The organism is Shewanella sp. Iso12 (assembly GCF_012030025.1).
In the GTDB taxonomy this organism is placed as follows: domain Bacteria; phylum Pseudomonadota; class Gammaproteobacteria; order Enterobacterales; family Shewanellaceae; genus Shewanella; species Shewanella algae.
Genome location: NZ_JAAUHW010000049.1, coordinates 1 through 448, shown reverse-complemented (window position 1 = coordinate 448; position 448 = coordinate 1). Strand labels below are relative to the sequence as shown.

The 448-nt window shown below is 46.4% G+C and carries 1 protein-coding gene; it reads left to right on the top strand.

Annotated elements, in window-relative coordinates; translation table 11 throughout:
- Positions 1 to 83: 83 nt before the first annotated feature.
- Positions 84 to 448, top strand: a 365-nt coding sequence (locus HCX89_RS22680) for a transposase (protein WP_167717532.1), incomplete at its 3' end; no start/stop codon positions are given.

Sequence of the window (448 nt, the reverse complement as noted above, 5' to 3'; positions counted from 1 at the left end):
CTAATGAAATGGACACCTCCCCACAAAGACTTCAGTGAGCCATGCTGTAAGTGCAAACCAACAGCAATATGAAGAGGTGTCCCATGGAACAAATTATCGGAATTGATCTGGCAAAGCGAGTTTTTCAGGTGAATATCGTATCTGCGCAGGGTGAGAAGAAAGCGAATAAAATGATCACCCGTGAAAAATTGACGGCGTTTATTGTTCAGCAGCCTCCGTCCCGTATTGTGATGGAAGCGTGCGGCAGTGCAAATTACTGGTCACGCCAGTTCAGACAATACGGACATGAAGTTAAACAAATCAGTCCACAGTATGTTGCCCCCTTCAGAATGGGCAGTAAAAATGACAAAAATGATGCAGCTGCAATTGTCGAAGCTGACAGTCGCCCGGGTATGCGCTATGTGCCGGAGAAGTCTATTGAACAGCAGGATATTCAGTGTCTGCACCG